Source organism: Planococcus sp. 107-1 (assembly GCF_021513255.1).
Classification (GTDB): domain Bacteria; phylum Bacillota; class Bacilli; order Bacillales_A; family Planococcaceae; genus Planococcus.
The window spans coordinates 360,019-385,979 of sequence record NZ_CP090977.1 but is presented as its reverse complement, the minus strand read 5'-3'; the positions used below and the strand labels follow the sequence as shown (position 1 = coordinate 385,979).

The following is a 25,961-nucleotide window of genomic DNA, read 5'->3' as shown; positions in this document are numbered from 1 at the left end:
GCTAAAAGCCGGCTCTCATTATGAGGGCCGGCTTTTCTTATTTGCCGATTACAAATTCTTCGAAACGATCGTAGTCGACTTTTCCCAATTCGATTTTCAGCAAGGTCCCTTCTTCCTCGTAGGCTGTTTCCAGAATAGTTGCATGGTCATTCAAATACGCTACTACATCGCCCCGATCGAACGGAACCATCATGCGGCATGTGACATGTCCTGAGAACAGATGCTGTTTGATCATCTCGATCAATTCATCCAGTCCGCGCCCTTCTTTTGCGGAAACCCACAAACTGTCGCCGTTCACTCTAGGGTACGGAATGCCAGCTAAATCGGCCTTGTTGTAGACATAAACAGTCGGCACCCCTTCCACTCCCACTTCATGGAGTGTCGCATGGGTAACGTTCATCATATGGCGATATTCTTCGTTGGACACATCAACGACGTGTAGCAGCAAATCCGCATTCCGTGCTTCTTCTAACGTTGAACGGAAAGCTTTGACCAAATGGTGCGGAAGTTTACTGACAAACCCGACCGTATCGGTCAGCAGAAAGTTTTTATTGTCCTCCAGTTTGATCTGGCGGACGGAAGTATCCAAGGTAGCAAACAGCATGTCTTTTTCAAAAACCTGTTTTTCTTCCTGCTGCCCGGATTTGTTCAAAAGCTCATTCATGATGGTGGATTTTCCGGCGTTCGTGTACCCGACAAGCGAAACGACCGGCGAGCCTGTCTTTTGTCGCTGTTTGCGCTGGGTTTCCGCTGCGCGCGAATCTGTTCCAACTCTTTATGAAGCTTTGACAATTGCTCTTCAATTTTCCGGCGATCCAGTTCCAGTTTCGTTTCACCGGCACCACGGTTTGCCACTCCGCCGCCGCTGCTCCCGCCTTGACGGCCGAGCGATGCGCGCAAGCCCACTAAACGGGGCAACATGTATTGCAATTGCGCCAATTCTACCTGCACTTGCGCTTCACGCGTCTTAGCGCGGCGCGAGAAGATATCCAAAATCAACATTGTCCGGTCGATTACCTTACATTCCAGGTCTTCTTCCAAGTTGCGGATCTGCGACGGTGAAAGCTCGTCATTGAAAATCACCAGATTCGCATCCGCTTCTTCGTAGAAGGCTTTGATTTCTTCCACTTTCCCTTTCCCAACATAATGGGAGGGATTGATCCGCTCTAGATTTTGATGGATTTCCCCTGCCACTTCTACATTACAGGCTTCTGCTAAATTGCGGAGTTCTTCCATTTCGTATTCAAAATGAAGATCTTTTTGCAATTGCACACCCACTAAGACGGCTTTTTCATATAATTCATCCATTTAATTTCCTCCTTCATGCTAAGTGGAGAATTTGCTTCCAAAGGCAAAAGAACATCAAATTATTTGCCCGTAAAATTCGATCCAACTTAATGCTCTAGTTCTCTCTATTCCCTTGTACTGGCAGCACGTAAACGCCAGCCTCGTAGGCCTCTTCGGTCTGCCCCTGTTTAAAAACAACTTTCTGAAGCCTTTCTTTTTGCCCCGCAATTTTTTCGAAGTCAATTCGGCAATTCGGCAGTTGCAATGAACCGCCTAATATCCGCACCCATTTCGAGCGGCTTTCTTCAGGATCGTGGACGCCGAAAATTAAAGAATCCAATTCCAGTTTTTCATTGGATGGCTGAATAGCTTGGCGTTTCCGCAAACTTTCATAGCGCATTTCATCTGTCTCTTCCCATTCGATGAAAAACGGTGCTGGCAATTGATCGGAAATTTCTTCTGTCAGGAACAACATTTTCCAGCGGATAACGTCACCGCTTCCTGTTTTTCTTTGGGCATTTAAGATACCTGTAGTTTCAAACCCTTCTTTTATCAAGCGCTCATTCAGCGCTTCGATTCGATCGGTACGAAGGCAAACTGTCCCAAAACCTTGACGGTCATGGAGAAGCAATGCCGTTAAAGGATGATTAGCGTTTCTAGCGATGTCCATTTTCTCAACAGCGAGCCATTCAACATAACAGTTTTTCAAATAGAGAAGCGCATTATGCGTCCCCCATTGTTCGTGCCGGCCGCCGACAGCCGCATAAAACCCTTTTTCGCTCCAATGCGCAGCAGCCTGTTCCGGCGTTTCTTCGATAAAATGGACGATATGATCTAAATGCATAACTTACCTCCGTTAAGGGCATTTTGGCGAGTTTGCCAAGGTTTTTACTGGTTTCTTTTATTATGCTGCTGTTTGATCTGTAAGGCAAACTCTTAAGGCAATTGCCGATTAGGGGTGGTTTTCCTGTGTATTTTTCGTTACGGTAGGGTATAAGAAAACAGACAAAAGTAAAAAAGGAGGAAATTATGGATAAAAAACTACTGCGAAATCCAGTATTTATTGTTTCTGCTGCAGTTATTTTATTGCTCGTCATCATCGGGGCCGTTAATCCGATCGGCTTTGGCAACGTGGCTGGAACCTTATTCAACTTCACGACCATCAATTTCGGCTGGTTTTATTTATTGGCTGTGTTTATCATCATTCTATTTTTAATCTTCATTGCTGTAAGCAGATACGGCAGCATTCGGTTAGGGGCAGATTCCGATCGTCCTGAGTTTCCTTTTTTCACTTGGATCGGCATGCTATTCTCCGCCGGTTTTGGAGCAGGACTTGTTTTTTGGGGAGTCGCTGAACCGATGAGCCATTTTTTTACAACTCCATTCGATAATCCAGCGCAGACAGAAGAAGCCGCAAGAATTGCAATGGGCTACTCATTTTTCCATTGGGGCATTAGCCAATGGTCGGTTTTTGCCATCGTCGGCCTCGTTATTGGATTTCTGCAATTCCGCAAGAAGAAACCCGGATTGGTTTCAACAGCCCTTGAACCAATTGTCGGCAGCAAGCCTCTCGTTAAACACTCCATTGATTCTTTAGCAGTCATTGCTACCGTAATGGGAATTGCTACATCGCTCGGTCTTGGCGTTCTGCAAATGAACGGCGGATTGAACGCTGTATGGGGAATTGAAAATTCCTTCGGCATCCAATTGACGATTATCGGGGTTATGTTTTTAGCTTATACCCTTTCTTCATCTACTGGCTTACATAAAGGCATTGCCTACCTCAGCAATTTAAATCTCGGACTTGCACTTGTCTTAATGATTTTCGTCTTTTTCGCAGGGCCGACAGTTTTCATTTTAGAAACGTTTACGTTGGCAATCGGCGACTACATCACAAATTTCGTCCAGTATAGCCTGCGCCTTCAGCCTTACCAAGGCGGCGATTGGGTTCTGGGTTGGACTATTTTCTATTGGGCCTGGGCAATTGCTTGGTCCCCATTTGTCGGTGCTTTTGTTGCCCGCGTATCGAGAGGCCGCACCATCCGCGAATTCATACTGGGTGTCATGGTCATTCCTCCTGCAATTGCATGCGTCTGGATTGCTGTATTTGGTGGAACCGCGCTTTGGTACGACTTGAAGCAAGGATCTAATATTGCAGAAGCAGTGGACGCTGATTTGACATCGGCTTTGTTCCAGACTTTTGACCAACTCCCATTAACCGGCATCATGTCGGTACTGGCAATTCTGCTGATTTTCACGTTCCTGGTCACTTCAGCAGACTCCGCTACTTATATCTTAGCCAGCATGACGAGCTTCGGCAGCTTGAATCCCCCTACCTTTTTCAAAATTGTTTGGGGTGTCTTAATGTCCGCTATCGCTGCTGTCCTGCTTTATGCAGGCGGGCTTGAAGCGCTGCAGACTGCCTCACTCATATCAGCATTGCCGTTTACGCTGCTGCTCCTGTTAATGGTATTCGCTTTCTTGAAGATCATTAAAGGGGAAACTATCCCGATCCGGCAAGCGGATCTTCGCCGCTTCGAAAAATTGCAAAGAGAAGCAAGAAGAATGCAAGAGAAAAAACGCTAAGCATGGATTCAAAACAAAAAGGCTTCAGAGATCCATACGGATTTCTGAAGCCTTTTTAACATTACTTAACAGGCACTTCTTTAATCAACCGTTCAGTTTCACTGAACTCTTTTTCAATTTCGTCGTTCTTCTTGTAAGTGATTAAGCTGACAATGATCGCGACAAGCAAGCACAGGATAAATCCTGGAATGATTTCATAGACGCTGCCGATGAAGTTGGTCATAGCTGTTGCTCCTGCATCCTTCGAAGTCGTACCGATGGCATCCCAGATGATGACAGTAGCAGCTCCCACAATCATTCCGGCAAGTGTGCCCCAAGTTGTAAGCTTGCGCCAGAATAGAGCAAGCAGGATAAGCGGTCCAAAAGCGGCACCAAAACCTGCCCAAGCATAAGCAACCAAGTCGAGAATGGTTTCATTTTGTTCCCAGGCAAGGAAGGCAGCGATTAAAGCGATAACCAATACCGCTAATCGGCCTAAACTGACATATTGCTTGTCTGTTGAAACTTTCTTGAATGCAATTTTATAAAGATCTTCAATCAACGCTGAAGAAGTAACGATCAACTGAGATGAAATCGTGCTCATAATTGCTGCCAGTACCGCAGCTAACATAAATCCAGCAATTAACGGATGGAAGAAAATCTGTCCAAGGACGATAAAGACGCCTTCCGAATCGCCCAGCTCCAAATTCGGATTCTGCTGGAAGTAAGCGATGCCGACTAACGCAGTCGCTGTAGCCCCAAGCAAACTCAGGATCATCCAGCTGATGCCGATGCGGCGCGCTTGGCGTACTTCTTCCAAAGTTTTGATCGCCATAAAACGGACAATGATATGGGGCTGGCCAAAGTAACCCAGACCCCAAGCTACCGCTGAGAATATACCGATGAACGAAGCGCCTGTTGTAAAGTTCAACAGCGTCGGGTCGACAGCACGGATGCTTTCAGCCGTTGCGCTGAATCCTCCTGTGGCAAACACGCCAATAAGCGGTACCAGGATAAGCGCCAAAAACATCATCAGCCCTTGGACGAAGTCCGTATAACTTACAGCCAGGAATCCGCCGAATAACGTGTATGCAACGACAACTGCCGACACAATCACTAATCCTAAGTGGTAATCCAAACCGAACGAGCTTTCAAAAAACACACCGCCTGCTACCATTCCTGCTGATACATAAAATGTGAAAAAGATTAAAATAATAATTCCGGAAACGATGCGCAATAAACGGGAATTGTCTTTCAGACGGTTTTCCAAGAAACTTGGAATTGTGATGGAATCACTGGTGACAAATGAATACATGCGAAGGCGCGGAGCAACGAAAAACCAGTTTAAGTAAGCGCCGATTGTCAATCCGATAGCAATCCACGCTTCCACAAGGCCACCCAAATAGATAGCCCCTGGAAGGCCCATCAATAGCCAGCCCGACATATCGGCCGCTCCAGCACTCAATGCCCCGACCGCTGCTCCTAATCCTCTTCCCCCAAGCATGTAATCGGTCAAGTTGACTGTTTTACGGTAAGCATACCAGCCAATAAATAGCATGGCAGCCATGTAAATGACCAAGGCAATTATTTGATACGTTGTATCTGACATTTCATCCCCTCCTTTCCCATTATTGTATCACCCTAAGTCTTTAATACCAGTAGATTTTTGTTTTTTATTGAGGGGAAATGGGAAAAGAAAATCAAGGAGGCGATGACTGTGCCATGGAGCAAAAAAGACTACCCCGATTCTTTTAAAAATCTGAATGCCGATGTCCGCGATAAGGCAATTGAAATCGCAAATGCTTTGTTGCGGGATGGGTACGAGGAAGGCCGCGCGATTCCAATCGCGATGAGCCAAGCGCAAAAAAATGTCGAAGGCGATAAGGAAAAAGTAATTTATGAAATCCGTTCGCATGATGACGGATGGCAGCTAAAGAAAAAAGACAGCAAAAAAGCGATCCTCATCGAAGAAACCAAAAAAGAATTGATGGGTGAAGCAAAGCGCTACGTGAACAAAAACCACGGCGAATTGCATATTTACACCGAAGACGGTTCGCTGGAAGACACTTTGTACGAAGACTGATTGTGAATTCAGTTCGGCCAATATAAAATGCCGCTGTCAATTGGACAGCGGCATTTTATATTGATCGGATTCAAACGTATAGCTTGTCGGTTCATAAGCCAATTTGGCTGTGCGGCAAAGAGCGCCGCTTCGCCGGTCCGTCTTATGCCCGGCAGAGCTACATGGGCGCTTGCGCTTTTCTTCTTGTCCAGACTCCATCGCCCAGCTCTTTGGGTCATAAACCGACCCGGCTGTGCGGCAAAGAGCGCTGCTTCGCCGGTCCGTCTTATGCCCGGCAGAGCTACATGGGCGCTTGCGCTTTTCTTACTTAAACCAGCCTTTTTCTTTGAAGCGGAAATGGCTTCGATGCGATTGCCTACTTCTAATTTATCAAGAATGGTTGAAATGTAATTGCGGACGGTTCCGCTTGTGATGAATAATTCCTTGGCGATATCTTTTGTGCTTTTGCCTTCAGCAATCAATTCCATCACTTGCTTTTCGCGTTCCGTCAGCGGATTTTCGTCGGAATATGCCAGGTCGACAAGTTCGGGTGCGTAAATCCGGCGTCCGTCCATGATCGTTCGGATGGAAGTCGCCAAATCTTCGCTCGGGCTGTCTTTCAGCAAATAGCCGCTAACTCCCGCTTTTCGTGCACGTTCAAAATAACCGGAGCGCGCAAAAGTGGTTAAAATGATGATTTTGCAGGGATGGTCTTTCAAGGCTTCTGCCGCATCCAAGCCGCTCTTTAGAGGCATTTCAATATCCATAATGACAATATCCGGCTGATGCTGCTCTACGAGTGCAATGGCTTCTTCGCCATTGCTTGCTTTTCCGACCACTTCCAGATCTTCTTCCAAATCCAATAAGGAACCAAGTGCCCCGAGCATCATCCGCTGATCTTCAGCTAACACGATTCGAATCATCTGACTTCCCCTTTCGTTTCATATAAAATCACATTCGGCACCCGGATATTCAATGTTGTGCCATCCATCGTCTGAATGTCCACGCTGCCGTTTACGAATTCTAAGCGTTCGCGCATTCCAGCGAGTCCATTGCCCTGCTGTTTTTTAGTTCCTTCAAGGCCGATGCCGTCATCTTGAACTTGCACAAGCACTTCTTCCGGTTTTTGCTTGATTAAAATACTGCAGCGTGTAGCTTGGCTGTGCTTAACAACATTCGTCACGGCTTCTTTCAAACACATGCTTAACACATTTTCTACTAAAAGCGGCGTATTTGTCAGCTTCGCATTGCCGTATAAGACAAAATCGATTTCTGCCGCTTTTAAAATTTGCTGGATCCGCAGCAGTTCATCTTCAAGTTTCGTACCGCGCATATCCGACACCAATTCCCGCACTTCTTTCAACGCTGTGCGGGCTGTTTGCCGGATGTCGTTAATTTCGTTCAAGGCTGCATCCGCATCTCTATGGAGTAATTTCCCGGCCAAGTCACTTTTCAATCCGATCAGCGAGAGTTTTTGCCCTAAGGTATCATGCAGATCACGGGCAATCCGCTCCCTTTCCTCAATGACCACGAGCTGGGAAATTCGTTTGTTTGCATCTTCCAACTGTCCTTCAAGCTTCTCGCGCTTATTGCGGTTGTAAGTATTGAATGGCAGCAGGATGACGCCGAGTATCGTGAGTACGATAAACGGCAATTGCGATAAATATAACGTGCTGTGCTCAATCATCCCAAGCACAACAGCCAAAATCGTGGTGCCGATCAGGAAGCCATAAATGATGAAAAATCCGATTTTGTTGCGGATATTGCCGATAAAAAAGGCAAGGAAAATGGCTAAGTAGACGTATCCGAACAAAAAAGTCATCGCAACGTTGATCATCATTTCAATGCCGATCCATACGTAGACAAAACCGGTCCCTGAGTTGAATGACAGCCGGTATGCGACAAAGAAAATCAGCAAAGACATGATCCCGAGCAGGACGTCAATAAACGATGAAGAACGGAAAATGAAAAAGAACGGCAAGATGCAGAATATGACCCATGCGTAAAGGCTGAGCCACGGGTTTTTCGGGAAAATTTGATACCAGCTATGCATAACAGGGCTCCTTCTCTTCTAGTACTATCAATCATACCAAACAACTAAAAAAAAGAAAAAACCATTCAAAATGAATGATTTTTTCTTTTCGTTATTGTGCTGTCATTTTGTTTTCATTCAGCAAATGCTTGATGTCGCCAAAAGTGACAAACGTTTTGTTTTTCGCATCGTACACTTTATAGCGCAATGATTTAAGGCTTGTTTTGATGTCGATTGTCGTCGCTTGTTGAAGCGGCGGAGTGGATTCATGCGCTTTTTCCAAATTGTAGTTCGGAACCCGCGGCTCAAATGGTGCACGTGGTGGAAACCGATGTTCCCTGTTACCCACTGCAAGACTTTTGGAAGCTGGTAATATGAACTTCCTTCTACAGCAGCTTTTACGTAATCCCATTCGTTTTCATCTTCGAAATACGAATCTTCAAATGTATGCTGGATGTAGAACAGCCAAATGCCAAGTGCGCCTGCTGTAAACATTGTAGTCCCTTGAACAATCAGGAATGCCTGCCAGCCGATTGCCCAGATAAGAAGTGAATAAATCACGACAAGAGAAATATTGATCAAATACGTATTGTTGCGTTCTTTTTTACGTGCATCTTTACGGTTGAAACGGCTTGAGATCAAAACCAAGAATAATGGCCCTAAACCGAACATTACTAATGGATTGCGGTACATACGGTATTTGAAACGTTCCCATTTAGAAGCTTCTACATATTCTTCGATCGTCATGACCCAAATATCGCCGACGCCGCGCTTATCTAAATTTCCGCTTGAAGCATGGTGGATCGAGTGCTCGCGTTTCCATTTTTCATAAGCGAATAATGTCATAATTCCCGTAATTGTTCCGACAACTGCATTGGCTTTTTTGTTCTTAAAGAACGAACCGTGTGTGCAATCGTGGAAGATGATGAACGTACGAACGACAAAACCTGCAGCAACGATACATAAAGCGATCGTTAGCCAAATGGAGACGTCAAGAGCGAAGTATGCCAAAGTCCATGCGATGATGAATGGCGGAATCGTATTCACCAATTGACGTACACTTGCTTTTACATCTGCTTTTTCGAACGGTGCTACAAACTTGCGTAATTGCGCTGTTTTTTCTCTGCTCATGTTCTTCCTCCTTATACGGGTTTGTCTGCCCGGATAACTTATTATCCTAATCATAAAGAATCCGGCTATGACAAAAAAGGCATAAACGCATGGATGTTATATGACACTTGTCATGTATTGCTGGTTTTGGTAATGCCCTTTTGTGGAATACCAGTAAAGAAACGAAGAATTCTTCCATTAAATGCCGTCAATATCCTTTTTCATTTCCTCATCATCAGGTATACTGAAATAAATCAGAAAATTCAAAAGAGAGGTGAACAGTGTGACTGGGCTCGTAGCTGTGATTATGATTTTTTCAATTCCACTCGCTGGCATCATTACCTCCCATTTCCAAACCCAGACGAAGCTTAAAAATAAAATGATTGAAAGCCAATTGGAGCTTGAACGGTTGAAGCATGAGAACTTTGTGATTGAGACGCAAAAGATGCGATTAGAATTGGAACAGATGAAACTTGAAGATGCAAAAAGAGAGCAAAGTTTCTATATCGAAACGGAAAAAACGCTCTTATAGACTTTTCTATAAAAGCTGGTCTAGCCGACCGGCTTTTTTTGCCGGTAAAATTATTTCCATAATCCTCTTCCTAAAAAAAACGGAAGGCCCTCGCTTGAATGCGACGCCTTCCGTTTTTGCTTATGCAAATATACTTTTTTCGACTTGCTTCAATTGATAGAAATACCCTTGCCGCTTCATCACTTCTTCGTAAGTACCGGTTTCAATGACGCGGCCTTGTTCCATGACAATGATTTGGTCCATCTCTTCAAGACCGGATAAATCGTGGCTAATGATGATAAAGGTATTCTTTTCGCCATTTGCAAAAAGCTCTTTATAAATTGCTTGAGCAGTGACACTGTCGACAGATGAGACAGGTTCATCAAGCAGCCAAATCGGCTTCGATTTCAACAAAGCTCTGGCAATCGCAAGACGCTGCTTTTCGCCGCCCGACAAGTTTGCCCCTTTTTCACTGACTTTCGTGTCTAACGAGAACTGGCCCAACTGAACTTTATTCAATGCTTCCTGCATCGCTTCCTCTGGCGCCTCTTCATTAGCAATCAATAAATTGCTGCGGATGGTGCCAAAGAAGAAATGATTTTCCTGCAGCACGACATTCATTGCATTCCACAAATTTTCCTGGCGTACGTTTTGAAGCGGTTTGCCGCCGATGGTAATATCTCCGGCATCAACGTCTGCAATATTCAATAGGACTTGCAGCAAAGTCGATTTCCCCGAACCGCTCGGCCCGACGATCGCTGTTTTCGTTCCTTCTTTAATTGTCAGGGAAACTTGGTTGAGTGCTGGCCGTTCCTCATTTGGATACGTATAGGCCACTTTATCCAATTTGAAATCCAGCGGCCCGCCAGGCAGCTCCAGCAGTTTTTCGCTATTTCTTTCTTGGGCTACAACATTTTCCAACCGCACAGCCGCTTTGCGGTTGTCTTCGAAATAAGCAGGAAATACAGCCATTGGCGGAACGTTTTCAAATACGGCCAATGAAATCATCACGAGCATGGCCAAATAGAGGCCATCCAACTGGTCGGTGGCTACAAAATAAGTGCCTAGCCCTAATACGAAAAAGGACACAAGAAGTGCCACAAAACCATTCACTGACTGGCTTAAGTTTTCTTCAAGCCCTGCTTTTCGCTGCTGTTCGGCATAGTCATCTGAAAAAGCAGTCAGCTGCTGTTCTTTACTTTCCAATTGCTGATAAATTTTCAAGTCCCGGAAACCGAAAAGAAATTCAGCCGCTTCCGATGACAGGGCAGCCCGGCTTGTCCGGGCTGCGGAATCGATTTTCCGCTGGCGCCACGCAAAGATGGCTGGCACTACGATAATCGTTAAAACCATGCCTCCGGCAATCACAAGCGCGATGGCGAATGAAAAGAAAGAGGTAAAAAAAATGGTGCTTAAAAAGACGATCCCAAGAACGACTGGCGGATAAAATACCGCAGCAAAAAGTTCTGCAAACTTTCGACGTCGCCGACAATGCGCGCCAATAAATCTCCGCTTCGATATTTCTGGAAGATTTGCGGCGCGTGCGGTTCAAGGCGTTCGAAAAAGGATACGCGCAAATTGCTGAGCATCGTAAAAGTTGCCCGGTGCGAGAATAAGCGCTCCGCATAGCGGCTTAACGCTGACACCAAACCGAATAATTTCAGGCAGGCACCCATGACGATCAAAATGGTCATCTGCGAAGTCAATGCCGCCTTCGAGATTAAATACCCGCTTGAAGCCATAAGGGCAACTCCCGCGATTCCCGCTAGGAAACCGAAAAAGATTGCGATGCTGACGTCTCTTTTTTCCCGGATCGTCAGCAGCAATACTTGCTTTAATTCCTTCATTGCAAGACACCTCCTTGCTGGATAGCCAGCATCTCCCGGTAAGGGCCGTACATTTTCAACAATTCCTCGTGGCTGCCTTTTGCCGCTAACTTTCCGTCAGCCAAAACTAAAATCACATCCGAATTTCTCACTGTATGCAGGCGGTGCGCTACTGTAATAACGGTCGCTTCCCGGCCGAGTTCTTCGATTGCTTCCTGCAGAATTTTTTCAGTGGTTAAATCCAATCCCGATGTGGGTTCGTCAAAGAGAATTAGAGAAGGTTTTTTAAGAAAAGCTCGCGCCAAAGCAATGCGCTGTTTTTCACCGCCGGACAATCCTCTTCCCCTTCCCCGACCGGCGTATCAAAGCCGAGTGTCAATGAATAGACCATTTCCAGAATTCCAGCTTTCCGTGCAGCTTCCACTAATTCATCTTCTGTCGTCGGACGGCTCGCGCCGATTAAAATATTTTCTTTAATTGTGCCTGCAAATAAATACGGATTTTGAGAAATATAACTCAAGTGATTGAACCAGGACTTCTCGGCGATTTCATTTCTAGGGATCCCATTCACTAAAATTTGCCCATGCTGTACGGGCAATAAGCCCGCAATGGCATGCAGCAAAGTCGTTTTCCCTGATCCGCTTTTCCCGATGATCGCTATTTGGCTTTTAGGAGAAACGGCTACATCAATTGGCCCCAATTCGAATCCGCCTTCATATTGGAAAGACAAAGCATTCACGTTGACAGAAAGAGGTTGTTGAGGCATTTCAGCCTGTCCCCAAGCGACTGGCTGGCGTTCTTTTTCAAGCTCAGCAGCCAAGCGTTTTGCTGCTGCTGCACTGCCGCGCCCCGTATGGAAAGCACTGCCGAAGTCTTTTAATAGGTTAAAGAAATCGGGCACTAATATCATCACAAAAAATGCCGTAAAAAAAGTTAAATTATCGTAAACTACAAGACGCAAACCGATTTCCAATGCAATGATCCCCATGCTGAGCATGGAAATGTATTCGAGCATCAGCGAAGACAAAAACGCTGACTTCAAAACTTCCATGGTTGCATCCCGAAAATCCAAGCTGCTTTTTTTGATGACTTGCTTTTGCTGCTCCGCACGTCCAAACAGTTTTAAAGTCGTCAACCCTTGCAGAACGTCCAAAAAAGTTCCTGAAAACTGGCCAAGCTTTTCCATTTGTGCGTCGGCTTTTTCTTTGGTCTTAATGCCGACAAGTGCCATAAATACAGGAATAAATGGAGCCGTGATCAATATGATAAGCCCCGTCACCCAATGTTGAGAAAAAATCACAACCAATAGAAGGACAGGGATGATTGCACTTTGGATCATTTGAGGGATGTATTTACTAAAATATCCGTCCACTTCGTCGACTGCATCCAGAAGCAAGCTGACTTTTTCACCCGATTGCCCTTGGACAGAAGCTTGGAGTGGATTTCCTGCAAAAGAAGCAGTCAACTTCGTGCGCAAGGTGCTTTTGGCTTCGGATGCTAAGTTTACGCCCGTTCTGCCAATCGCATAGCCACTAGCCGCACGGATGACTACCGCTGCAAACAAGCCCCCAAAATAGGGCAGAACTTCTTGGAAGGAGGCATCTTTTAAGAATACCGCATCTGCGATCCAGACAAAAAACAACGCTTGCCCAATCATCGCAAGCCCTTTTAGTAGAGAAGCGATAATCAACCAAGCCATTCTATTTTTCCGTTCAAACGCTAGCTGTTTAAGATCAAGCATGCAATTCTCTCCTTTAGCCGCTGTTACTTCTATTATAAAGCATGGCAGGTTAAATTCCGCTCCAGCGGCCCGCTATTAGGCGTTTTTCCGGTATGTTTGTTACAAAGCTGTTCACAAACGCACCGGACAGAAAAAGGCAGTCAAATAAAAAAATCACAGCGGCCTTCCGCTGTGATTTTTATGAATGCGTTGAACGTGATTGCGACTCTCTTTTCTGCGACCTTTGAAGGACTGATGACAAAAAAGAAATATCTTGTTGAATTTGCGACTTTAAATAATCGTCCATGCATTTCTGATATTCCAAACTAAGTTTATATAGTTCGTATTCAAAAATAGTCTGTTCCTCTTTTGTCATCAAGATCCTCACCCCCACTTCGCGGTAGTTTCAAAGACCCAAGCTGATATGCCTATACATTTGTGCTATCATACCAATAATTTTCAGAAAAGTCAAATTATATAGGCCTTTTATTATAGTAATTGAAGTAAAATTACCTATAATTTGACTGTTTGGCAATTTCTGTTTGACTTTGTTTCTATTATTACTATACCCAATTTTAAAAAGTTGAAGCAGGCAACTGCTAGTAGATAGCCTGCCTGCTCCGATAAACCCTTATTGGCCACGTCCATTTTTGATCCATTGCGCCACTTCCACCGTATGCCTTGCTTGATAAGCGACGGCATCTGCAACATCTTCAACCATATTCCCGTCTTGATCCACACTCACACTTGTACCGTATGGATTTCCTCCAGCTTTGAATAAGACCGGATCGTTATAGCCCGGCGCCGCAACAATTGCTCCCCAGTGGAACATCGACGTATAAACTGCAAGCACGGTCGCTTCCTGTCCGCCATGCGGGTTCTGAGCTGAAGACATGGCACTGACGACTTTATTCGCCAATTTACCCTGCGCCCACAATCCGCCGGTTGTATCGAGGAATTGCTGAAACTGCGATGGGACATGCCCAAACCTTGTCGGAACGCTGAAAATAATGGCGTCCGCCCATTCCAATAAATCGACTTCTGCTACCGGCACATCCGCGGTCGCTTCTGAATGCGCTTTCCATGCAGGGTTCGAATCGATCGCTCCCTGCGGCGCATTTTCTCTCACTTTTGCTAATTTGACTTCAGCACCCGTTTCTTGTGCAGCTGCTTCTGCCCATCTTGCCATCTGATAATTCGTTCCTGTTGAACTGTAATAAATGATTGCCAGTTTAATATTATCCATAATTTTCTCTCCTTCTTGTATAAAGTCCGTGACTGATACGCAAAGATAAGAATTACCCTGAATTTGAGATTTCTCTTACGTTTACACTTTCCCCTTTCTCCAGAAAAATTAAACAAGTATCAATGATTTACACATACGGTAAAAACATAATAAAAACCTCTGCCAGCAATCACAGAGGTTCAATTCATTTCTTCTATTCAATCTTGCTGGCTGCGCTCTATAGCCAATTCCCGTAATTTAAATTTTTGGATTTTGCCGGAAGCAGTCATTGGATATTCTTTTGTGAATTCGATATAGCGCGGAATTTTATGATGCGATATTTTGCCTTTGCAATAATTCCGCAACTCGTCTGTCCGCATTTGTTCGCCGTCTTTGAGAATGACCCAGGCCATCAGCTCTTCCCCGTACTTCGGATCCGGTACTCCGACTACTTGAACATCTTGGACTGAAGGGTGTTGATATAAAAATTCTTCTATCTCGCGCGGATAGATATTTTCCCCTCCTCGGATGACCATGTCTTTAATGCGCCCAGTCACTGCAATATAGCCATCCTCATCTTCGACAGCAATATCACCCGTATGCAGCCAGCCGTCTTGGTCGATGGCTTGCTTTGTTGCTTCTTCGTTTTGATAATAGCCTTTCATGATATGGTACCCTATTGTACAAAGCTCTCCCGGCATCCCGATTGCGACTTCCTCGTTCGTCACGGGATCCACAATCTTCACTTCCACCTCGGCATGCGGTTTGCCGACCGTCGCGACTCGTTTTTCAATATCATCATCTGCACGCGTCTGGGTGATTACCGGCGAGGATTCGGTTTGGCCGTATGCGATCGTAATTTCCGAAGCACCCATCTCGCTAATCACTTTCTTCATCACTTCAATCGGACAAGGCGAACCTGCCATGATGCCTGTCCGCAAAGTGGAAGTATCGAAACTCTTAAAATCCGGATGATTCAGCTCAGCAATGAACATCGTCGGGACGCCGTGCAATGCTGTACATTTCTCATCCTGTACCATTTGCAGCACCCGTTTCGGTTCAAATTGCTCCGCGATGACCATCGTCGATGAATGCGTCACCGCTGCCATTGTTCCAAGGACGCAGCCGAAGCAATGGAAAAAAGGCACCGGGATGCACAGGCGATCATTTTCCGTTAAGTTCATTGTGTCGCCGACAAGCTTGCCGTTATTTACAACATTCAGATGCGTCAGCATGACACCTTTCGGAAAGCCTGTCGTACCGGATGTGTATTGAATATTGATGACGTCATCCGGCTCCATCGAATCAAAGCGATTTTCCAATTCCTCGTCGCCCACTCGATCCGCAAACGCTTCGAATTCACTCCATGTATAAATTCCAGGATGCTGATTCTCGCTCATTACGATAACGCGTTTGAAATGTGGAAGTTTGCTGCTTGAAAGGCTCCCTTTTTCTGCAGCCTTTAACTCTGGACAGACCGTATTCAAAATTTCAATATAATTGGAGCTTTTAAACTCTTCGCCTAATATTAGGGTCGTCGCATCGGATTGTTTCAAAAGATACTCAAGTTCGCTTGCTTGGTAACTTGTATTGACGGTCACTAGCACTCCGCCCATTTTCCCTGTCGCATATTGACTGAGCAGCCATTCGCGCTTATTGTCAGACCAAATCGCAATGTGTTCGCCTTTTTCTATCCCTATTCCTATAAATGCTTTCGCAAGGCGGTCTGTTTCTTGGTCGAACTCCCGATAAGTCTTGCGTATGCCGTGCTCCGGATAAACATAGGCTTCTGTTTCCGGATGGAGAGCTGCTTGCTCACGCACAATTTGGCCAACCGTCTTTTCTAAAATCCCCATTTTCATCCCTCCGTTATGTAAACGTTTTCAATATACTTTTCCATATTATCATAAAATTCCAACAATATAACATTCAAACAAGATGTTCAAACTAAGCTTTCGCCCTTTAGATGCTATACATGATAAAATGGAAAGTATTCTGGACCACGAAAGGGAATTGAAATGGAATTACAATCAATGCATGATTCACTCGCCGCTCGTTTGCAGCAGCGGGAACTTGTTTCGGCCACCATCAGCCAGCCGCGTTTAAAATCGAATGACATCAAACGGGTGAAACTCAAGCCTGTGGAAATAAAGAATGACTATTTTATTCAATTTGAATATCAATTTGAACATGTACTCAAACATGAAAATTTAACATTGGATGAGGCCTCAGCTAAATTAGCAAGCTTATTCGAAGAGTTCCGCCAAGGGCTTTTCCAGTTTTCCGAAGAAAAAGTACAGATCCAACTTTCTAAGAAATTTAAAGTTTCCTGGAAAACAGAACAGACGGAAACGAAAAAAGCTGAGCTTTCCCATAACCGCAAAAAACAGTACTTACTGGAAGACGGCGTGCCTTATCCGTTTTTGGTGCGTCTTGGCGTACAAAGTCCGGACGGCAAAGTCAAAAAACAGAAATACGATAAGTTCCGCCAAATCAACCGGTTTATCGAATTCATTGATGATGCACTTGCGCATTTGCCGAAAGACCGCACAGTCCGCATACTCGATTTCGGTTCAGGCAAATCTTATTTGACTTTCGCTCTTTATCATTATTTGCGGATTGAAAAAGGGCTTGATTTGCGGGTCACGGGACTCGATCTAAAAAAAGAAGTTATCGAAGAATGCCAGCGCATCGCTGAAGATTTAAATTACAGTCAGCTGGAGTTTTTGGTTGGCGACATCAATGATTACAACGAAGAATCCGCAGTCGATATGGTTGTCACGCTTCATGCCTGCGACGTCGCTACAGACATGGCTTTATCCCGCTGTAAAATGGAATGCGAAAGTCATTTTAAGTGTTCCTTGTTGCCAGCATGAACTGAATAGCCAAATCGAAGCGCCGGAACTTGGCATCATGCTTCAGCATGGTTTGATCAAAGAGCGCTTCAGCGCACTTGCTACCGATTCCATCCGCGCAGAATTATTATCGCTGGTCGGCTATGAAACGCAATTGATGGAGTTCATTGATATTGAACATACGCCGAAAAACATTTTGATCCGCGCTTATAAAACAGGAAAAAAACCGCTGCCTGGACAATTTGAACGCTATCAGCAATTCACGCAGCTCTTATCAGTCAAGCCTTTTCTTGAAAACGAATTAAAGGAGCTCCTATGACACGGAAAAATCTCGCCAACGGCATCGTGCTCGCTTTTACCGTAATCTTCATCCGCTTTATAGATGTAAAAATCTACGATATGCATTTAATCGTGAATTTGCTGCTGATCGTCGGCTTGATTGCTGGACTGATGAAACTTATCGACCGCTTCCCTTCCCTCGAAAAGCCGATCGGCAAAAAAGGGGCGATGGCGACCAATTTTATCGTCGTCATCACGATTTTCCTGGCATTTTTCATTTTCGAACTTTAAAGCGGGAAAAGCCGCCTGTCCATTTTGGACGGGCGGCTTTTCTTTTATACGTGATTAAGAATTCAGGTTGTCTTCATTATATTTTGCAGCTTCCAATTCAATCTTGTAGCTCTTTTTGTATTCGCGGGTTTCCAAGGAAAGATTGACGGCGAAAACAAGTGCCAACAAAAAGGCCGGCAATGACAGTTGGATAATTCCATAGACGAGCGCGGCAAGAATTCCGGCAATCAAGAAGCCGATTGCTTGAGCTGATTTACTATTGCGTTCTTTAATTTCTGTTATCGAAAAATGATTCATATGCTCATCCCCCCAATATAAGCATTATAAACATAATTTATCAAAACAAAAGAGGAAGTTATCTTTTTCACAGTTTCTTAACATTTGAAACGAAGTGAAGTTAAACGTAAAAAAACCGCGGCGTCGCTCTACAAAAGCAATGCCGCGATTTCTATTTTATTCAATCTCACATTTCCTTTTGTTGGCGAACCGTTTCTTCTATATAGGTTTTGACGGGTTCCAAGGTCAATTCCAATCCGCTTGTTTTTAGATTATTGTCCAAGTAATCCAATTGATGGTCCTCTACTGCATCGGATTGAAGATTTAGGGTGTTATTGATGTAAAGCATTCCTTCATTGGTTGCCATCGGAAGGGGCGGACCCTCACCCTCTTCTTCTTTTACTAGAGCCAGTCCATTAATAAGCCCTTCTTCTTTCAATTCATTCATTGCTTCTTCATACCGATCTTTGCCAATCCCTTGGGATAGCCGCTCATCGAGCGCGGCTACATCTTCGGTCGTGGCCGCTGTATAGTATTGCGTGTAATAGGCCATTAAGATCTGCTCTTTGTCTTGAAGTTCCTTCATGATCGATCCCTCCGATTTCCTGGTTTCTAGTCTCCTTATTCCCCTTTTCAATTTGTTTATGCTTTTATTTTCATTCCATCTGTTGAATAAGAAAGGGATTTTTGAAACTTCAGGCCTCTTCAATCGTTAATACATAATGACACACGCAGCGGAATCAAGCTGCGGAAAGCGGGTGGAAGAAGATGACAGAAAAACCGATTGTGCAGATCAAGAATCTTTCGAAAACAATTGGAAAGAAGAATATCATTAAGAATCTGAGCCTCGACTTATATAAAGGCCAAATCACTGGTTTTCTCGGGCCAAATGGCGCCGGTAAAACGACGACCATTCGCATGATGGTCGGATTGATGCGCCCGACAGAAGGCGAAGTATTCATTGATGGACAATCAATCCAATCCAACTTTGAAGAAAGCATTCAGAAAGTCGGGGTAATTGTTGAAAATCCGGAAATGTACAAGTACATGACCGGCTACAAAAACCTTTTGCATTTTTCCCGAATGCACAAAGGGATTTCCAAAAAACGCATTGATGAAGTCGTCCAACAAGTCGGCATGCAGAATCGCATCAACGAAAAAGTCAGTTCCTATTCTCTCGGAATGCGGCAGCGGCTCGGCCTTGCACAGGCACTTTTGCATGACCCGAAATTTTTGATCCTGGACGAACCGACAAATGGCCTGGACCCCGCAGGCATCCGGGAATTCCGAATGTACCTGCAAAAAGTCGCAAGCGAAAATGGCGTCGCTGTTTTTGTTTCCAGCCATCTTTTATCAGAAATCGAATTATTATGCGACCGGATTGCCGTGATTCAAAATGGCGAACTGATTGATATCAAGAACGTCAAAGAACTCAATGTTTCGCGCTATTATATTCATGCGGAACCAAATGAACTGGCACTCGAAGTTTTGAGCGGCGCCGGCTTCCCGGTTACTGCGCATGACAAAGGCTATTTGATCGATACGGAATCGCAGCACATTCCTGGAGCCGTTAATATGCTCGTCTCTGCCGGTGCGAAAATCTATGCTGTTCAACCGCATCGCGCAACGCTTGAAGATCAATTCCTTGAAATGACCGGAGGTGGCCAAATTGCTGAAACTCATTCAAAATGAATGGATGAAATTATGGAGCAAGAAAACAAGCTGGATCATGGCCGCTTTGCTGGTTGTCATTTTGTTCGCATCGATGGGCATTACGAAATGGGTCAATTCCAGCATGATGGTCAATGAAGAAGAAACGTGGCAAGAAGTGGCTGCCAATCAACAGGCTAATGCAGAAGCGATGTTGATGGACCCGAATCTTAGCGGCCAGCAAAAAGACTATTACGAAGGCCAAGCAGCAATTGCGGAATATCGCCTTGCAAATGAAGTCCCTGCTTTTGAATATACAAGCATGCAGCAGCAAGTAATCGATGCTCATGCGATGCTGTCTCTCGTCACGCTGTTTACCGTGATTATAGCTGCAGGGATAGTCGCTTCAGAGTTTTCTCAAGGCACCATCAAAATGTTGTTGACTCGCCCTGTTAAAAGGTGGAAAATATTAACTTCTAAATACATCACTACTATGATCTATGCGATTCTGCTCTCTATTTTAACAATCGCCGTTAGCGCACTCGCAGGATTGATTTTCTTCGGCATCGGCGACGGGACTTTCCTTGTCTGGAACGGCTCAGAAGTCGTTGAAGGATCTTATTGGATCGAAGCGTTGAAAATGGCCGCTTTAAGTTTTGCAAGCGTCTGGATCATCGGAACTTTCGCCTTCATGCTCGGCACCGTTTTCCGTTCCAGCTCCCTTGCAATCGGCTTATCGATTTTCCTGATGTTCACCGGAATCCAAGCCGTCTATTTACTCGCTAATTACGAAGTCGTCAAATACTATTTGTTCACCCATACGGATTTAACCCAATTCTACACCGGATTTATGCCCGTACCGGATATCACCATGACCATGTCGCTTATTGTACTGGCCGTTTACTTCCTCATTTTCATGGCCGTCAGCTATTGGACATTTTCAAGAAGAGACGTTACTGCTTAAATAGAAAAGCGAAGGCAGCTCGTCAGCCCCGACAAGCGCTGGAGGTCTTAGCGGTAATGGCGGTTTTGCCATTGCTGATAAGACTGAAGCGACCTCGAGGGGCTAGCTGCCGGAGTCTGGACAACGAAAAGCGGAAGCGGCCATTTAAGTTCGACGGACATAAGGCGAATTGCCGAAGCGGCGTTTTGTGCCGCACAGGCGAGACGACTTATGACCCGAGAACTTGGCCGCTGGAGTCTGGACACTAGAAAAGCGAAGGCAGCTCGTTAGCCCCGACAAGCGCTGGAGGTCTTAGCGGTAATGGCGGTTTTGCCATTGCTGATAAGACTGAAGCGACCTCGAGGGGCTAGCAGCCGAAGTCTGGACAACGAAAAGCGAAGGCTGTTCTCTAAAAATAAAAAGGATCTGGCCGCCAGTTTACTGACTTCCAGATCCTTTTTTCATTTGTCTTCCATCCAATTCAGCAATGCCTCGACAACCAAATCCTGCTGTTCAAGCGGCTGGATATCTGCCGGATTATCGCCTTTTTGTTCGCCGTAGAGCCCGAACTGGGCATGGTTGCCTCCAGGAATCCCAACAAATTCACTATTGGCTGAAAATAGGATGCGATTGTTCTCAATATCATCCAAAAGCGTCAAACCATCGTTTTCACCATAAACCGACAGCATCGGCAAATCGCTTAGAGCAAAGTCACCTGAAGGATAAGAGCCTAGGAAAAATAAGCCCGCCAATTCATTTTGATGCTCATCGGCATACATCGCAGCCGCAACTCCGCCAAGCGAATGGCCGCCGATAAACCAAGAACCGATTTCCGGATAATCCGCGATTACCGCTTCTGCTTTATCCACTCCAAAAATCCCGAATTTCAGCGGCAGATCCGGAATCGACACCGTGTAGCCTTGCTCGCTCAGTTTCTTGCCAAGATACGCATAAGCTTCCGCTTCCACTTTTGCCCCTTGATAAAGGATAAGGCCTTGGCCATTCGAATCTTCCGGCATGAAGATGAGTCCTTGGTCATCCCGTTCAACCGCTTCGAGATCGACTTGTTCTTCCAGAATTTCACTTGGCCCGTAATCGAATTGGCTATAGACGATAAAGCCGATAACGATCAAAGCAATCAACACAATAAAACCAAGCAAAATCCGAATGGTCCATTTTTTCGCCTTACTTTTCTCCGCACTCAATAGGAAATTCCGACACGGGTTTTGAAGAACTCCGCGCTTTCCATTTGCTTATACGCAAAATCAGCTGTGTCGCCGACTGTGATTTCTCTGCCTTCTTCCGGGAGAAAATCTTTTTCTGTCCGGTAATTGCCGCGCGCTTCTCCGTCCGGCAAATACGTCGGGCAGACAATCGTCCAGTCCAATTCAGACGCTTCGAGCAAACGGAAAACCTTCTCATGTTCTTCTGCAGCAAACGTCAATTTGCGGTTGGAATCGCCGCCTTGGTATCGCAATACGCCAGGTGTCAGCCGGCTATTCAAGATCCCTGCCGTTCCAATCGTAATCAAACGTTTGATGCCCTCTTTTTCCATCGCCGCTTTAATGAATGGAATGGCTTCTGACAAAGTCGTCGTCCGGTCCGTTCCCAGTGCACTAAAAACCAAGTCGGCGCCTTCTACAGCCCGTTCGATATCTTCTTGATTGCGTACATCGCCTGCCATTGTTTCCAAGTTTTCATGGTCTTCCAGTTTAGGCGAACGTGCTAATGCTTTTACGTGATGTCCCTCCGCTAACGCCTGCTTTAAAATTTCTTGGCCGACACGGCCGGTTGCGCCAAAAATGGTAATGTTCATATCCATCCTCCTCTTAAGAACTGTTTATGATTTATTTGAATAAGTAGCCTTTTTTAGCCAATACGTCTTTTAAGTCTTGGCGATGCGCGCTTCAGGAAATTCGCCATTTGCTGCGTCCACGTCTCTGACTTCTGATTGGTGCTGCGGCGCTCGTAATATTCCTGAATCGCTGCATCATATGCAGGGAGCAAAGTTTCATATTTCGCTTCATCATATTCGTTCTCATGAAGAATCGCTTCGACCGGCAATCTTGGTTTCACTTCATTGCCTTCATTCGGCACGCCTACAGTCAAACCGTAAACCGGGAACACGCCTTCCGGCAAGCCGACCAGTTCGCTGATCGCTTCCATATTGTTGCGGACTCCTCCGATATAGCAGATGCCGTAGCCTTTCGATTCAGCAGCCAAAGCTAAATTCTGGGCAAGCAGTCCAACATCTGTAACAGCGACCAGCAGATTTTCTGCTTGATCAAAAATAATTTTCTCGCCTTGGATTTCTCCCCGCATGCTTCAAACGATTGTAATCTGCGCACATGAGGAAAACCGCTCCTGCGCCTTCCATCTGTTTCGAATTGCGTGAGAGCTCCCCCAATTTCTTACGTTTTTCTGGATCCGTCACCCAGACAACGGAATAAGCTTGGACAAAATGGGAAGTGGCCGCATGCTGTGCTGCCTGGATCAACTCGCTGACTTCTTCTCTTGTCAGCTGCTTTTCTTTATAATCACGCACCGAAGCGTGGGATTTCATCAATTCAATAACCATTCTTCTTCCTCCTTTGACTCTATTCTCTTATCCTATCAAATAATCTGGGATGATACTCTTCCAACGATTTTTGCTACAATAAAAGAAGATGAGGTGAGCAGTTTGAAGCGAGCGAAAGCCATTGTTTCGATTCTTTTTTTATTGGTGCTCGGCGGTTTTTTGTTTGTTTGGCTACAGAACGAATGGGCATTCCGGGAAGAACTGGCAAACCGGCCGGCACCTTCCGGACTGCATCCGATTGTAGCTGAAAAAAGTGAACAATTGATTCAGCAAGCCGAAAGCATCGGCATTGAAATCTTGATCACGGACGGATTCCGGTCGGCTGAAGAACAGAATAATTTACACAATCAAGGCCGCAGCGTCCCCGGCAATGTCGTTACTTATGCGCGCGGCGGCGAATCTTACCATAATTATGGCCTTGCAATCGATTTTGCACTGCGTCTCGAAAACGGCGACGTGGTTTGGGATATTCAGCGAGATGACAACGGCAACGGAGAACGCGATTGGTACGAAGTTGCAGCCATCGGCAAAGAGTTAGGGTTTGCTTGGGGCGGCGACTGGCAGCGTTTTAAGGATTATCCGCATTTGGAGATGACATTCGGCTTGTCGATCGAAGAGTTGCAGCAAGGCTATCGTCCGGAAGATGTCCTGGAATAGAAAAAACAGCGTGGTTCACTTAGAACCACGCTGTTTTTATGAGTTTGTTTGCGGAATCCACTGTTTTGTTTGCAGAATATCTGCCTTTATTTGCGCAATCCGTTTTTTCTTACAATTCCTGGCGCAAAGCTTGAATGACGTCAATTTGAGTAGCTTTGCGAGCCGGGCGCCATCCTGATACCATGGCGACTCCGATGCTGATGACAGCAGAAATCAGCACCAATTGCCAAGGGATGACTGAAATCAGGATATTGACATCGCCCATTCCCTCCCCATCTTCACCTAAAGAGGTCATGATGATTTTCGGTACAATCCAGTTGGCGAGCATGCTGACACCGTACGAAACCAAAATAGCGAGCACTGTTCCGATAATGCCGATCGCTGCACTTTCCATGAGGAATAATTTCTGAATCAGTTTCGGCTTGGCGCCGATCGCTTTCATGACGCCGATTTCGCGTGTCCGTTCTGTCACCGCCATCGTCATTGTGTTGAAAATACCGATGGAAGCGATGAGGACTGCAACGGTCCCAACGACAATCAATCCCGCTTTCAAAGCGGTAAAGAACATATTCATTGAACCCAATTCTTCTGTAACCGAGTAAACATAATAGCCGTCGTCTTTTAAAGTCTGCGTGATAGTAGAGACATTTTGCAGATCGTCTGCATAAACAAGAACTTGGCGCCCGCTTTCTTCTAGTGCCAACTCTTCCTGGAACACAGGAGCCCACGAATCATCTATCAATAGCGTATTGTCGGTTATCCAATCCTTGCCCGGTTCTTCCTTGATTCCTGAAACTGTAAATTCCCACGTAGCGGCTTCTTTTTCCCCTTCATAAGGAGTCAATTCCAACTGGAACGTTTGTCCGATGAGGCTTCCGGCAAATCCGCCCGAGACTTCCTCGCCTTCATCCGCTTTTTTCTGCTCTTCTTCAGTCAACAAATTTTGCGCAAAATGATAGCCGACAATCACTTCGTCAGCCGATGCAGGAATTTTGCCTTCCGCCAGTTTCAAACCTGCTTTTTGTTCTTGTTCCATGTCAACAGTAGACGTAGCTGCAAACCCGCTTCGATCGCCTATTTTGGCAACAGCTTCGGCATTTGGCGAAGTCCGGTCCGTCACTGCTTTTACATGCGCAAGCTGGTTCATCGCTTCTACTTCTTTATCGGTAATCGACTCGCCATCTTCTCTTCCAGCCACTTCGATTTCCGTTACAATCTGATTGTCCAGCACCTGATCCGTCACGGTTTTCTGCATGCCGAACCCAACAGATGCGAGGATAATCAAGAAGGCACAACCCATCATCGCCGCCAAAATAGTTGTCGCTACCCGGAGCTTATTGCGCTTCATATGTTGTTTAATAAAATCCATTTGATCTTTAAATTGCATGGCGCTTTTCTCCTTTCACTAATTCCCCGTCGTGCAGACGGTATTGCCGATGCGCAACATTTGCGACTTCATCGTCATGGGTGATGATGACAAACGTCAGCCCGAGCGACTGGTTCAGCGATTGGATCAACATCAAAATATCTTGTTCAGTCTCCGAATCCAGACTTCCGGTCGGCTCATCTGCCAGCAGAATCGGCGGGTCGGTGACGAGAGCCCTTGCGATGCTGACGCGCTGCTGCTGGCCGCCTGACAATTCATTCGGATAATGGTCAGCAACTTCCTGCAATCCTACTTTTTCAAGCAATCCGCGAACTTTCGCCTGGCGTTTTTTCACCGTCTCTCCTTTGATCTTCAAAGGCAATTCCACATTCTCAAAAGCGGTGAGGCCCGGCATCAATTGGAAGTTCTGAAAGATGAACCCGAAATTGGCCAAACGGAAATCCGCTTTCTCTTCTTCTTTCATCTTGGCTGTCTCTTTTTTATTCACTAAAACCGAGCCTGATTCCGGTGTCATAAAACCGGCTAAAATATGCAATAAAGTCGATTTGCCAGAACCGCTCTTTCCGAGGATGGCAACAATTTCCCCTTTTTGGACGTCTAAAGTTACGCCTTTTAATACAGGAACTTTCCGTTCGTGTTCTTTTTTGCCAATCGCAAACGTATGGCGCAGGTCTTGGATTTCAATCATGGCTTAATGCCCCTCTCTT

The 25,961-nt window shown here is 45.5% G+C and carries 23 protein-coding genes and 5 pseudogenes; 8 read left to right on the top strand and 20 right to left on the bottom strand.

Annotated features, from left to right (window positions below):
* Nucleotides 1–37: 37 nt before the first annotated feature.
* Nucleotides 38–1,308, bottom strand: a pseudogene (gene hflX, locus L0M13_RS02205) (GTPase HflX).
* 94 nt (nt 1,309–1,402) lie between these two features.
* Nucleotides 1,403–2,131 carry a VOC family protein gene (locus tag L0M13_RS02200; protein WP_235198117.1) on the bottom strand — a complete coding sequence of 243 codons (729 nt, stop codon included), beginning with the start codon at nt 2,129–2,131 and terminating at the stop codon, nt 1,403–1,405.
* 185 nt (nt 2,132–2,316) lie between these two features.
* On the opposite strand from L0M13_RS02200, the gene L0M13_RS02195 reads away from it, so the two are divergent.
* Complete coding sequence (locus L0M13_RS02195) at nt 2,317–3,873, top strand: BCCT family transporter (protein WP_235198116.1); 1,557 nt, start codon at nt 2,317–2,319, stop codon at nt 3,871–3,873.
* Nucleotides 3,874–3,934: 61 nt separating this feature from the next.
* Here the strand turns inward: L0M13_RS02195 and putP are convergent, their stop codons facing one another.
* Nucleotides 3,935–5,461 (bottom strand): sodium/proline symporter PutP, encoded by a 1,527-nt coding sequence (putP, locus tag L0M13_RS02190; protein ID WP_235198115.1) that lies wholly within the window; start codon nt 5,459–5,461, stop codon nt 3,935–3,937.
* Between the two features lie 108 nt (nt 5,462–5,569).
* Between putP and L0M13_RS02185 the strand changes: the two genes are divergently transcribed.
* The gene (locus tag L0M13_RS02185; protein WP_235199245.1) at nt 5,570–5,935 is read left to right on the top strand and encodes a DUF2188 domain-containing protein; all 366 of its coding nucleotides are present in this window, start codon (nt 5,570–5,572) and stop codon (nt 5,933–5,935) included.
* Nucleotides 5,936–5,971: 36 nt separating this feature from the next.
* On the opposite strand, the gene L0M13_RS02180 is transcribed toward L0M13_RS02185, so the two are convergent.
* The 4 genes and pseudogenes from L0M13_RS02180 to L0M13_RS02165 form a co-directional block, all read right to left on the bottom strand.
* Nucleotides 5,972–6,133 carry a hypothetical protein gene (locus tag L0M13_RS02180; protein ID WP_235198114.1) on the bottom strand — a complete coding sequence of 54 codons (162 nt, stop codon included), beginning with the start codon at nt 6,131–6,133 and terminating at the stop codon, nt 5,972–5,974.
* A gap of 105 nt (nt 6,134–6,238) precedes the next feature.
* Nucleotides 6,239–6,837 (bottom strand): annotated as a pseudogene (locus L0M13_RS02175) (response regulator).
* On the bottom strand, nt 6,834–7,967 hold the full coding sequence (locus tag L0M13_RS02170) for a sensor histidine kinase (protein ID WP_235198113.1): 1,134 nt from the start codon (nt 7,965–7,967) through the stop codon (nt 6,834–6,836). The pseudogene L0M13_RS02175 and the gene L0M13_RS02170 overlap by 4 nt, the downstream one beginning before the upstream one ends.
* Before the next feature lie 91 nt (nt 7,968–8,058).
* Nucleotides 8,059–9,077, bottom strand: a pseudogene (locus tag L0M13_RS02165) (fatty acid desaturase).
* Nucleotides 9,078–9,339: 262 nt separating this feature from the next.
* Here L0M13_RS02165 and L0M13_RS02160 point away from each other — a divergent pair.
* Entirely contained in the window at nt 9,340–9,588 is a 249-nt protein-coding gene (locus L0M13_RS02160; protein ID WP_235198112.1) for a hypothetical protein, read from the top strand.
* Between the two features lie 120 nt (nt 9,589–9,708).
* Here L0M13_RS02160 and L0M13_RS02155 read toward each other — a convergent pair whose 3' ends face one another.
* From L0M13_RS02155 to L0M13_RS02140, 6 genes are all read right to left on the bottom strand, one after another.
* On the bottom strand, nt 9,709–10,935 hold the full coding sequence (locus L0M13_RS02155; RefSeq protein WP_311195610.1) for an amino acid ABC transporter ATP-binding/permease protein: 1,227 nt from the start codon (nt 10,933–10,935) through the stop codon (nt 9,709–9,711).
* 44 nt (nt 10,936–10,979) lie between these two features.
* Complete coding sequence (locus tag L0M13_RS18440) at nt 10,980–11,414, bottom strand: ABC transporter domain-containing protein (RefSeq protein ID WP_311195609.1); 435 nt, start codon at nt 11,412–11,414, stop codon at nt 10,980–10,982.
* The gene (locus tag L0M13_RS18435; RefSeq protein ID WP_311195608.1) at nt 11,411–11,728 is read right to left on the bottom strand and encodes an ATP-binding cassette domain-containing protein; all 318 of its coding nucleotides are present in this window, start codon (nt 11,726–11,728) and stop codon (nt 11,411–11,413) included. Before L0M13_RS18435 ends, L0M13_RS18440 begins: the two co-directional genes overlap by 4 nt.
* Nucleotides 11,665–13,134, bottom strand: a complete 1,470-nt coding sequence (locus L0M13_RS02150) for an ABC transporter ATP-binding protein/permease (RefSeq protein ID WP_311195607.1) — start codon at nt 13,132–13,134, stop codon at nt 11,665–11,667. Before L0M13_RS02150 ends, L0M13_RS18435 begins: the two co-directional genes overlap by 64 nt.
* Before the next feature lie 610 nt (nt 13,135–13,744).
* Nucleotides 13,745–14,359 carry an NAD(P)H:quinone oxidoreductase gene (gene wrbA, locus L0M13_RS02145; protein ID WP_235198111.1) on the bottom strand — a complete coding sequence of 205 codons (615 nt, stop codon included), beginning with the start codon at nt 14,357–14,359 and terminating at the stop codon, nt 13,745–13,747.
* Between the two features lie 197 nt (nt 14,360–14,556).
* A complete protein-coding gene (locus L0M13_RS02140; protein WP_235198110.1) occupies nt 14,557–16,194 on the bottom strand; it encodes an AMP-binding protein in 1,638 nt (545 codons plus the stop codon).
* A gap of 162 nt (nt 16,195–16,356) precedes the next feature.
* Here L0M13_RS02140 and L0M13_RS02135 point away from each other — a divergent pair.
* Together L0M13_RS02135 and L0M13_RS02130 are read left to right on the top strand one after the other, a co-directional pair.
* Nucleotides 16,357–17,512 (top strand): annotated as a pseudogene (locus L0M13_RS02135) (class I SAM-dependent methyltransferase).
* Nucleotides 17,509–17,763, top strand: a complete 255-nt coding sequence (locus L0M13_RS02130) for a hypothetical protein (RefSeq protein ID WP_235198109.1) — start codon at nt 17,509–17,511, stop codon at nt 17,761–17,763. The pseudogene L0M13_RS02135 and the gene L0M13_RS02130 overlap by 4 nt, the downstream one beginning before the upstream one ends.
* 54 nt (nt 17,764–17,817) lie before the next feature.
* Here the strand turns inward: L0M13_RS02130 and L0M13_RS02125 are convergent, their stop codons facing one another.
* Nucleotides 17,818–18,060, bottom strand: a complete 243-nt coding sequence (locus L0M13_RS02125) for a hypothetical protein (RefSeq protein ID WP_235198108.1) — start codon at nt 18,058–18,060, stop codon at nt 17,818–17,820.
* Nucleotides 18,061–18,226: 166 nt separating this feature from the next.
* Nucleotides 18,227–18,625, bottom strand: a complete 399-nt coding sequence (locus L0M13_RS02120; RefSeq protein WP_235198107.1) for a hypothetical protein — start codon at nt 18,623–18,625, stop codon at nt 18,227–18,229.
* A gap of 182 nt (nt 18,626–18,807) precedes the next feature.
* Between L0M13_RS02120 and L0M13_RS02115 the strand changes: the two genes are divergently transcribed.
* Nucleotides 18,808–19,731 (top strand): ABC transporter ATP-binding protein, encoded by a 924-nt coding sequence (locus L0M13_RS02115; protein WP_235198106.1) that lies wholly within the window; start codon nt 18,808–18,810, stop codon nt 19,729–19,731.
* Entirely contained in the window at nt 19,709–20,653 is a 945-nt protein-coding gene (locus L0M13_RS02110; RefSeq protein ID WP_235198105.1) for an ABC transporter permease, read from the top strand. Before L0M13_RS02115 ends, L0M13_RS02110 begins: the two co-directional genes overlap by 23 nt.
* Nucleotides 20,654–21,093: 440 nt before the next feature.
* Here the strand turns inward: L0M13_RS02110 and L0M13_RS02105 are convergent, their stop codons facing one another.
* From L0M13_RS02105 to L0M13_RS02095, 3 genes and pseudogenes are all read right to left on the bottom strand, one after another.
* A complete protein-coding gene (locus L0M13_RS02105; RefSeq protein WP_235198104.1) occupies nt 21,094–21,837 on the bottom strand; it encodes an alpha/beta hydrolase in 744 nt (247 codons plus the stop codon).
* A complete protein-coding gene (locus L0M13_RS02100) occupies nt 21,834–22,448 on the bottom strand; it encodes an NAD(P)-dependent oxidoreductase (protein ID WP_235198103.1) in 615 nt (204 codons plus the stop codon). Before L0M13_RS02100 ends, L0M13_RS02105 begins: the two co-directional genes overlap by 4 nt.
* 31 nt (nt 22,449–22,479) lie before the next feature.
* Nucleotides 22,480–23,210: pseudogene (locus tag L0M13_RS02095) on the bottom strand (NADPH-dependent oxidoreductase).
* 102 nt (nt 23,211–23,312) lie between these two features.
* Here L0M13_RS02095 and L0M13_RS02090 point away from each other — a divergent pair.
* A complete protein-coding gene (locus L0M13_RS02090; RefSeq protein ID WP_235198102.1) occupies nt 23,313–23,867 on the top strand; it encodes a M15 family metallopeptidase in 555 nt (184 codons plus the stop codon).
* A gap of 109 nt (nt 23,868–23,976) precedes the next feature.
* Here L0M13_RS02090 and L0M13_RS02085 read toward each other — a convergent pair whose 3' ends face one another.
* Both L0M13_RS02085 and L0M13_RS02080 read right to left on the bottom strand, forming a co-directional pair.
* Complete coding sequence (locus tag L0M13_RS02085; protein WP_235198101.1) at nt 23,977–25,254, bottom strand: ABC transporter permease; 1,278 nt, start codon at nt 25,252–25,254, stop codon at nt 23,977–23,979.
* On the bottom strand, nt 25,244–25,942 hold the full coding sequence (locus tag L0M13_RS02080) for an ABC transporter ATP-binding protein (protein ID WP_235198100.1): 699 nt from the start codon (nt 25,940–25,942) through the stop codon (nt 25,244–25,246). Before L0M13_RS02080 ends, L0M13_RS02085 begins: the two co-directional genes overlap by 11 nt.
* Nucleotides 25,943–25,961: the final 19 nt, after the last annotated feature.